We start from the raw sequence: 8,700 nt of genomic DNA on the forward strand, positions 1-8,700 counted from the left end.
AGTTCATCCGTGGTAAGATGGGTGTAGGTCATTTGTGGTCACTCCTTTGTATTCTTTGGTCGGAATTACAAGTTGAGTGTACCACAAATGGCTGTTTTAGTTGTCTAGCTTAATTTTACAATCGGCGTTACATCCGATGTTAGAAATTTATTCTCGAAGTGGTCAATTAACTGACGTGCTTCGTCGGTTGTATTTGTCTCCATTAATTGGATGCGCAAATCATTGGCTCCTTTAAACTCGCGCACATAAATCTTAAAGTAGCGACGTAAAGGTCTGAAATGACGTTGCCCATCTTCATTATATTGATCAAATAAGTCTAGATGGAATCTTAATAAGTCTAATAATTCTTTTGGACTGTGGTCTTTTTTATCTACTTCAAAAGCAAACGGATTTTTAAAGACACCACGTCCAATCATAACACCATCCACACCGTATTTCTCTACTAATTCCAAACCTGTTTGGCGATCTGGAATATCACCATTAATCGTAATCAATGTGTTTGGCGCAATTTCATCACGTAGTTTCATAATGTCAGGAATTAATTCCCAATGAGCGTCTTCTTTACTCATTTCTTTTTTAGTTCTTAAGTGAATCGATAAGTTAACAATATCTTGTTTTAACAAGTGAGTTAACCAACCTCTCCACTCGTCGACTTTTAAATAACCTAAACGAGTTTTAACACTTACGGGTAAACCTCCTGCTTTTGCAGCTTGGATAAGCTCAGCAGCGACGTCTTCTCGCTTGATTAAGCCACTTCCACGCCCATGTTTTACAACATTAGGTGCTGGGCAACCCATATTGATATCAAGCCCGCTAAAGCCCATTTCTGCCATACCAATACTCATTTGTTTAAAGTACTCTGGACGATCTCCCCAAATATGAGCAACAATTGGCTCTTCATCTTCAGTAAAAGTTAAACGGCCACGAACACTTTCAATCCCATCAGGATGACAGTAACTCTCAGAATTTGTAAATTCCGTAAAGTATACATCGGGTTCTGCGGCTTTTTGAACGACATGGCGAAAAACAACATCCGTCACGTCTTCCATAGGTGCTAGGATAAAGAATGGTTTAGGTAAATCATGCCAAAAATTAGAAGTCATACTATTATCAATTCCTTTCTTAGGTCGTTAGTTTCTTCATTGTATTATTTATATAAAATTCAAATAAAAAAGCTAAGAATAGCATCAAAGCCATCCTTAGCCTGTTCATTATAAGCAGCAATTCGATTGCATCATTGCAGTCAAGCTACTTAATTAGTTCATTTACTAAAATACATGTAAATGACTAAGATTGATGAATTGGCAAAACATAGCATAACGTAAGATGACTTAAAAGTCTAGATTAAATGTTTGATAATTAAGAGTATTTTAAGCATTATATAAATAAATTTGATATAATAATTATGAATGTTTATAAGATGAGGGAGTTGATTAAATAGTAAGAAATTATTTATTTAATAATTAAAGTTATATCCAATATTTGTTGGTCATACTACTTAACAATGTTTTTTACAAAGTTATAAAGTGTATTCACGTATTCTTGATTTTGTTTATTATCTAAAATGATAAAGGATGGTTAATATGAAAAAGATACTTTTACTAAGTTGTGCTTTAGTTTTATTGAATGGATTAACAGTAAATGCAGAAGAGTCAGTTTCAACCTCAGATATAGATGAAAGTGTTGAATCTATAGAAGAAACTGAATACAAGGATCCTTTTGATCCTGAATCGTATGAAACAATCTTCGAAGAAGATGTGTATAAAATTGGAACTGATATGCCTGCGGGTGAATATAAAGTTTTCTCAGTGGAAGACCATGCTTCTTATACATTAACTAATGATGCTCGTGGCGAAGACTATGTGGCGTACATGTCCTTTGATACTTTTAGTTATGTTTCAGTAGAAGATGACCAATTTTTAGAATTAAAAAATTCTTTTGCTATACCAGTAGAAGATGCTGATCCTGTAGTTATTGAGAACGATATAATTGGTCCTGGTGTTTATAGAATTGGAATAGATATTGATCCTGGGGAATATAAAGTAACTGCAACTGATGAGCATGCAAGCTATACAATTACTGGTGACGCGAATATGAATGATTACATTGATTATTCTTCAATCGAAAAAAGTAATTATATCGAGGTATTAGAAGGCGAATATTTAGAATTAAAGAATGCAGAAATTAATTTAAATTAACTTTATACATAAATATTTCCACTATTAATCAATCTAGTTTTAAATAAAAAGAGCCTTCAAGGGCTCTTTTCTTTTTAATATTTTGCCTCTACCTCTTAAATTCAATTTTAATGAGATACAAAACAAAAATTGAACAAATAAAAAAGCTAAGAAAAGCTTATTAAAGCCATTCTTAGCAGAAATGTTATCTAACGCGCTCTTGAATACGAGCTGCTTTACCAGATAATTTACGGATATAGTATAATTTAGCACGACGTACTTTACCTTGACGTAGTACTTCGATTTTTTGTACGCGAGGTGTATGTACAGGGAATGTACGTTCAACACCAACACCGTTAGAAATCTTACGAACTGTGTAAGTTTCAGAGATGCCTTGTCCACGACGTTTAATAACTAATCCTTCAAAAAGTTGAACACGTTCACGTTCTCCCTCAACGATTAACGCATGAACACGTACTGTATCTCCAGGACGGAAATCAGGAATGTCGTTACGTAATTGAGCTGAAGTAATTTTTGCAATAATTGGATTAATACTCATTTTATCTTTCTCCTTCCAACAAATAATCTTAAATAGTCATTCTACTTAGCGGATTATAGTTAATTCGGGGCCCAATGGCCACTTGTAATATTATACCTAAAATATGAAACTTGTAAAGGGATTTTTTTACTTTTTTTATTTATCCGACACGATTATAGAAACGACGTTCAATCCAACCAAGAATGACGTCCGTTAATATAGCCATTAATGCCGTTGGTATCGCTCCAGCAAGTATGATGGCTCCACCGTCTGTTGCATTAGTACCGCGAATAATGATATCACCTAAACCACCGGCACCAATGAAAGCACCAATCGCAGTAATACCAATCCCTACTACTAGAGCGTTGCGAATACCGGCCATAATCACAGACATTGATAACGGTAATTCAACATCTTTAAGTCGTTGCCAACTTGTCATACCAATCCCCTTCGCTGCATCCAGAACATCTGCATCCAGAGTAATCATTCCTGTATAAGTATTCTTGATAATTGGCAGTAGCGAATAAAGGAAGATCGTCACGATAACCGTGTTTACTCCTAAACCAACCGCTAACATTATAATCGACATCATTGCTAGTGACGGAATGGTTTGTAATACATTCGCCGCACCTAGGACCCACGTACTCATCTTTCTATTGTTGGCAATCCAAATTCCAATCGGAATACCAACAATTGAAGCGAATAATACTCCATAGATAGAGATTAAGAAATGACGCCAAAATTGTTCCAGTACATATGATCCGTTCATCGAGAAATAGTAGATAAACTGTTCAAATAAATTCATACTATCCATTATGGCTGCTCCTCTCTAAAGTAATTATTCTCTTCTAAAAACTGTTGTGCAACAATTGATGGCTCAAGAAGATTATCATCTGCTTCAAAGTTTAATTGTTGCATTAACTCTGTATCGATTTGTCCAACTAATCTTTCGAATAGAGCATCAAGTTCTGGATTGCTCTCTAGGATTTCATCTGTAGCTCTAACTGACCCTTCATAAGGAGGGAAAAATCCTAGGTCATCCTCTAAGACAACAAGGTTATTACTCAAGATACGCCCATCCGTTGAATAGCCTAAAACAACATCCATATCTCCAGATGCAACTGCATCATAAACTAGTCCAATTTGCATTGGATAAGTTTCACCAAATGAAAACTCATATGCCTCTTGGAAAGCCGGATAACCGTCACCCTCGCGTATCAGCCAAGTTTGGTCGAAGCCTGCTCTCAAGTCACCAGCTATGTCTTTCAAATCACTGACTTTTTCTAAATTTTTCTCTTGAGCAAACTCTTCAGTTACCATAAAAGCATATGTATTCTCAAATCCCATCGTGTCATAGTACTTTTGGTCGAATTCATTTGCAAATCGTTCTTGTAGGTACTCCATCGTTTCATCTGCATCATAAGAAGCACTCTCTCCAAATATAGCAACGATATCTGTACCTGTATATGCCGGTACAAGCACATCAGCATCACCATTTAATAGCGCATGATGACCTACAACTGCTGTACCTAAGTTACTAATTAGCTCAACATTATAATCTGTCTCTTCTTCAATTAATTGTTGAACCATCGAAGATAATATTTGGCTTTCAGTTGTACCTAATCCTGCAATTTTTATCGTTTCGGTACCGAATCCACCACCAAGACCTGGCAAAGCACATCCAGCTAGGAAAAAGACTGATAGAGCTAATACAATCACTTTATGTATTCTTTTCTTTATCATATGAATCCTCCCCTACTTGGCTGCAGTTACTTCTGGTGTAAAGTAAACTTCTACTTTACCGAGAAGGTAATCTGCTAAAAGTGCCATAATTGTCACAGGGATTGTCCCAGCAAAGATTAAATCTGCTTGATATAGAGAAATACCACTTAAGATAAAGTCTCCTAAACCACCTGCACCAATATAAGATGCTAAAGATGTCCAAGCAATCACGTAAACAGCTGACAAGCGAATACCAGCCATAATTACAGGCATTGCTAAGGGCAACTCAACCTTCATAATTGATTGAAAGGCAGTCATTCCCATTCCTTTAGCCGCATCTTTGGCTGTGGGACTCACATCATTCATTCCAATATACGTATTACGTAATATTGGTAATAGTGAATAGATAAACAGCGCAATAATCGCTGGGAATCGCCCAATCCCTATTAATGGAATCATCAAAGCAAGTAGTGCTAATGTCGGTACCGTTTGAAAGATACTCGCGACACCAATGATGAAATTAGCTGCTTTAGGTGTTCGAGTGATTAAGATACCTAAAGGTACAGCCACAATGATCCCTAGTAATAAAGAAATAAAAGAAATATACAAATGTTCAAACATAAGCGTGACTAACTGACTCCCATTTTCTTGTAAAAATGTTATCATAGCACACGTTCACCATCTTCTTCATTGAAAGCTGGCGGAATAACAATACCGTCTCCTTCGATATCATCATCTTTTTCAATAGCATTCTCAGGTGCTACATCAGAAAGTGATTCGTACTCTCCCCAAATCGCATCATAAATAATGTTAACGAAAGTAGCTCGTGTAACAATTCCTTTAAGGTGACCTACCTCATTCACAATTGGCACATATGAGTATCCTCGTTTTAAGATTAAATCAACGGATTCACGTACTAAAGCATCTTCTCTAAGTGAGAACATATCTGAGCTCGTAATATCCGCTAAGTTAATTGCTGTATTAAAATGTCTTTGGATCATATGGATATCAACAAAACCTTTTAATACATTATTCTCATCCGTAATTAGAAGCGTATCCACAGATTGCTCTTTCATTAATTCTAAAGCATCCATAAGTGATTGGTCTTCAATCATCGCCACATGGCGTTTACTCATAACCTCGCCAACTTTAGTTGTATCTTGTTGAGCTTGAATTAAGCGGTCTTGACCAATAAATTGAGCAACGAACTCATTCGCTGGATTACTTAAAATCTCATCTGGCGTTCCGACTTGCACTATTTCACCTTTACTCATAATAACAATACGAGTCGCTAACTTCAGCGCTTCGTCCATATCATGCGTTACAAAGACAAAGGTCTTTCCTAATTCTTCTTGCAATTCTTTAACCATAACTTGCAGTGTATCTCTCGTTAATGGGTCAAGCGCTCCAAATGGCTCATCCATTAAAATGATATCTTGTTCTGCAGCTAGTGCTCTGACAACCCCAATACGTTGTTGTTGACCTCCAGATAGTTCTGATGGATAACGATCTAGAAACTCTTCTGGTAATTCAGCTAGTTTAATCATGCGTTTTGCTGTTTCATCAAGTTTAGCTTGATCCCATTTTAACAATTTTGGTACCATTAAAATATTATCTTTAACCGTCATATGTGGCATAAGACCAATGTTTTGAATAACATACCCAATTTGTCTTCTTAATTTAACTGGGTTCATATCCATAATATTCTCACCATCGATTAAAATTTCACCATCTGAAGGTTCAATCATACGGTTAATCATTCGCATCGAAGTTGTTTTACCCGATCCTGATGTACCTATGAAACAAATAAACTCTCCATCTTCAATCTTTAAGTTAAAATCATCAACAGCTAATACGTCACTAGCGTAACGTTTTGATACGTTTTTGAATTCAATCACAACTTTATTCTCCTCCTCGTTTTTTCGCAATTTTCACAATACCATTATTATAAAAAAATCTCAAGAAATATAGTTTAATTCGATTGATTTGTCGCGTTTGTCAATGTCTCTCATTAAATACTAAGATTATTTTTTTGAGTAAATTAAAACCTACTCACTCTCAAATTCTTTAACCCATTCACGCTCTTTGTCAGTTAATTCAGCTTTTTCTAATAAATCTGGTCGGTTATTAAAAGTTCTTCTAATCGCTTCTTTATGTTGCCATAATTCAATATTACTATGATGCCCGCTAAATAGCACGTCTGGGACACTTTTCCCTCTAAATTCCCTCGGTCTTGTGTATTGTGGATGCTCTAATAGATTTCTCTGATGAGACTCTTCCACAATTGAATGTGCATTTCCAACCACTTCTGGAATGAGGCGAACCGTTGAATCTATCATGACCATGGTTGGAAGTTCTCCATTTGTTAAGACATAATCTCCGATGGATACTTCATCTGTAATGTAATCTCGAACTCGGTGATCAAAGCCTTCATAATGGCCACAAATAAATACTAAATGTTCTTCTTGTGACCATTCTTGTGCCAATTCTTGGCTAAAAGGTTTCCCAGCCGGATCCATTAAAATAACCCGAGACTTCTCAGTCATCTCCAGTTCCTCTAATGTATCTACAATGGGTTCCACCCGCAATAGCATACCTGCTCCCCCACCATAAGGATAATCATCAACATGACCATGCTTATTGACCGGGTTACGTCGGAAATTGTGGGTCTCAAATGATAAGACACCTTCCTCTTGAGCTTGTTTCATTATTGAGTGTTCCATTGGAGCAAACATTTCGGGAAATAAAGTTAATACATCAATTCTCATCGTCAATTAACCCTTCCATCAATTCAATTACAACGAAACCTTCATCAACATTAACTTCCTTTACAACATCTTCGATATAAGGAATTAAAGCATCAGACAGTTTTGGTTTATTTCGTTTAATTACCCAAACGTCATTCGAACCTAAACTTAAGATGTCTTTAATCACACCTAATTCTTCTTTTTCAGTTGTGATTACTTTTAAACCAATAATTTCATGAAAGTAAAACTCATGATCATCCAACTCTTGTTGTTGGTCTTGGTCAATGGCTAACCACATCGTCTTGAATTTTTCGACATCATTAATATTATTAAACTCTACGAAACTTACAATATAAGTCCCTTTACTTAACTTAGCATTTTTGACTGTTACTTTTTGAACGGGACGATCATTATCTAAAATCGTTAAAACCTCGCCAGCAGCAAATCGTTCTTCCGGAAAATCAGTATCCGCAATCACTTTAATTTCTCCTCGAATGCCAAATGTATTTACAATTCTTCCTATACGAAAATATTCCATAGTTTATTTCCTTTCACACTACATTATATACTTTGCTCTTAAAGCTACCTTACTACTTTTATTATATATAAATTTTCACCAAACAAAAAGTGCTAAGTAGAAACAAATGAATTTGTCTCTACTTAGCACTTTAAAACTTATTCGCTATCACCGTCAGCAATGACAATGCGAGCTCTTTTAGAACCGCGTTGACGAATGCTATAAATGATTGTACGTATTGCTCTCACAACACGCCCTTTTCTGCCAATGACACGTCCGATATCATCCGGATGTAAATTAAGATGATACTCTATAAAATCTTCTGTTTCAACAATATCGACAGAAAACTCATTAGGATTGTCAATAAGTGGTTCAACAATTGTTTTTATCAAAGCTTCAATATCTGGCATTTTTATCATCCTTTATTGTGATACTAAACTTATCAAACATGCCTTATTTAGCTTGTTTTGACTCGTGGAATTTTTGCATGATTCCTTGAGTAGATAATAAGTTGCGAACAGTGTCAGATGGTTGAGCACCATCACTTAACCATTTTAACGCTAACTCTTCGTTGATTTCTAATTGTTTTGGTTCTTGAACTGGATTATAAGTTCCAATTTGTTCAATAATACGTCCATCACGTGGAGCACGTGCGTCCGCTACTACAATACGGTAGAATGGGTTTCTTTTAGAACCCATACGTTTCATACGAATTTTAACTGCCATGTAAGTCACCTCCATTAATTAATCTCACAGTTAAGTATATTATCAGATAATATCACCCCTGTAAAGTGTTTTTCCTTTACAGGTTGAATTTTTTTATTAATTTTTGCTTATCAGCTATAAATGTTTTTATATCAAGGTTTTAAATTCGCCGATTGTAAAATTAAGCTAGACAACTAAAACAGCCATTTGTGGTACACTCAACTTGTAATTCCGACCAAAGAATACAAAGGAGTGACCACAAATGACCTACACCCATCTTACCACGGATGAACT

The 8,700-nt window shown here is 35.7% G+C and carries 11 protein-coding genes; 1 reads left to right on the top strand and 10 read right to left on the bottom strand.

The window, feature by feature from the left end; translation table 11 throughout:
- Nucleotides 1-104: 104 nt before the first annotated feature.
- Nucleotides 105-1,103 carry a tRNA dihydrouridine synthase gene (locus FEZ33_RS11415; protein WP_138405504.1) on the bottom strand — a complete coding sequence of 333 codons (999 nt, stop codon included), beginning with the start codon at nucleotides 1,101-1,103 and terminating at the stop codon, nucleotides 105-107.
- A 480-nt stretch (nucleotides 1,104-1,583) separates the two neighbouring features.
- Between FEZ33_RS11415 and FEZ33_RS11420 the strand changes: the two genes are divergently transcribed.
- Nucleotides 1,584-2,198, top strand: a complete 615-nt coding sequence (locus FEZ33_RS11420) for a hypothetical protein (protein WP_138405505.1) — start codon at nucleotides 1,584-1,586, stop codon at nucleotides 2,196-2,198.
- Nucleotides 2,199-2,382: 184 nt separating this feature from the next.
- On the opposite strand, the gene rplS is transcribed toward FEZ33_RS11420, so the two are convergent.
- The 9 genes from rplS to rpsP form a co-directional block, all read right to left on the bottom strand.
- Nucleotides 2,383-2,736, bottom strand: a complete 354-nt coding sequence (rplS, locus tag FEZ33_RS11425) for a 50S ribosomal protein L19 (protein WP_138405506.1) — start codon at nucleotides 2,734-2,736, stop codon at nucleotides 2,383-2,385.
- A 139-nt stretch (nucleotides 2,737-2,875) separates the two neighbouring features.
- The gene (locus FEZ33_RS11430) at nucleotides 2,876-3,529 is read right to left on the bottom strand and encodes an ABC transporter permease (protein WP_138405507.1); all 654 of its coding nucleotides are present in this window, start codon (nucleotides 3,527-3,529) and stop codon (nucleotides 2,876-2,878) included.
- Nucleotides 3,529-4,458: an osmoprotectant ABC transporter substrate-binding protein gene (locus FEZ33_RS11435; RefSeq protein WP_138405508.1), complete on the bottom strand. Its 930-nt coding sequence runs from the start codon at nucleotides 4,456-4,458 to the stop codon at nucleotides 3,529-3,531. The genes FEZ33_RS11430 and FEZ33_RS11435 overlap by 1 nt, the downstream gene beginning before the upstream one ends.
- Before the next feature lie 12 nt (nucleotides 4,459-4,470).
- Nucleotides 4,471-5,103, bottom strand: a complete 633-nt coding sequence (locus tag FEZ33_RS11440) for an ABC transporter permease (RefSeq protein WP_138405509.1) — start codon at nucleotides 5,101-5,103, stop codon at nucleotides 4,471-4,473.
- The gene (locus FEZ33_RS11445) at nucleotides 5,100-6,335 is read right to left on the bottom strand and encodes an ABC transporter ATP-binding protein (protein ID WP_138405510.1); all 1,236 of its coding nucleotides are present in this window, start codon (nucleotides 6,333-6,335) and stop codon (nucleotides 5,100-5,102) included. The genes FEZ33_RS11440 and FEZ33_RS11445 overlap by 4 nt, the downstream gene beginning before the upstream one ends.
- A 150-nt stretch (nucleotides 6,336-6,485) precedes the next feature.
- Nucleotides 6,486-7,205, bottom strand: coding sequence for a tRNA (guanosine(37)-N1)-methyltransferase TrmD (gene trmD, locus FEZ33_RS11450; protein WP_138405514.1), 720 nt, complete (start codon nucleotides 7,203-7,205; stop codon nucleotides 6,486-6,488).
- Nucleotides 7,195-7,722, bottom strand: a complete 528-nt coding sequence (gene rimM, locus FEZ33_RS11455) for a ribosome maturation factor RimM (RefSeq protein WP_138405511.1) — start codon at nucleotides 7,720-7,722, stop codon at nucleotides 7,195-7,197. Before rimM ends, trmD begins: the two co-directional genes overlap by 11 nt.
- A 137-nt stretch (nucleotides 7,723-7,859) precedes the next feature.
- The gene (locus FEZ33_RS11460) at nucleotides 7,860-8,111 is read right to left on the bottom strand and encodes a KH domain-containing protein (protein WP_171031390.1); all 252 of its coding nucleotides are present in this window, start codon (nucleotides 8,109-8,111) and stop codon (nucleotides 7,860-7,862) included.
- Nucleotides 8,112-8,154: 43 nt separating this feature from the next.
- Nucleotides 8,155-8,427: a 30S ribosomal protein S16 gene (rpsP, locus tag FEZ33_RS11465; protein WP_138405513.1), complete on the bottom strand. Its 273-nt coding sequence runs from the start codon at nucleotides 8,425-8,427 to the stop codon at nucleotides 8,155-8,157.
- Between the last annotated feature and the right edge of the window lie 273 nt (nucleotides 8,428-8,700).

This window comes from Ruoffia tabacinasalis, assembly GCF_005864045.1.
GTDB lineage: Bacteria > Bacillota > Bacilli > Lactobacillales > Aerococcaceae > Ruoffia > Ruoffia tabacinasalis.

Excerpts from the sequence above, each read along its gene's own strand:
- FEZ33_RS11420 (WP_138405505.1), top strand. The coding sequence starts at position 1,584 with ATGAAAAAGATACTTTTACTAAGTTGTGCTTTAGTTTTATTGAATGGA.
- FEZ33_RS11415 (WP_138405504.1), bottom strand. The coding sequence starts at position 1,103 with ATGACTTCTAATTTTTGGCATGATTTACCTAAACCATTCTTTATCCTA.
- rpsP (WP_138405513.1), bottom strand. The coding sequence starts at position 8,427 with ATGGCAGTTAAAATTCGTATGAAACGTATGGGTTCTAAAAGAAACCCA.
- rimM (WP_138405511.1), bottom strand. The coding sequence starts at position 7,722 with ATGGAATATTTTCGTATAGGAAGAATTGTAAATACATTTGGCATTCGA.
- rplS (WP_138405506.1), bottom strand. The coding sequence starts at position 2,736 with ATGAGTATTAATCCAATTATTGCAAAAATTACTTCAGCTCAATTACGT.
- FEZ33_RS11460 (WP_171031390.1), bottom strand. The coding sequence starts at position 8,111 with ATGCCAGATATTGAAGCTTTGATAAAAACAATTGTTGAACCACTTATT.
- FEZ33_RS11435 (WP_138405508.1), bottom strand. The coding sequence starts at position 4,458 with ATGATAAAGAAAAGAATACATAAAGTGATTGTATTAGCTCTATCAGTC.
- FEZ33_RS11430 (WP_138405507.1), bottom strand. The coding sequence starts at position 3,529 with ATGGATAGTATGAATTTATTTGAACAGTTTATCTACTATTTCTCGATG.
- trmD (WP_138405514.1), bottom strand. The coding sequence starts at position 7,205 with ATGAGAATTGATGTATTAACTTTATTTCCCGAAATGTTTGCTCCAATG.
- FEZ33_RS11440 (WP_138405509.1), bottom strand. The coding sequence starts at position 5,103 with ATGATAACATTTTTACAAGAAAATGGGAGTCAGTTAGTCACGCTTATG.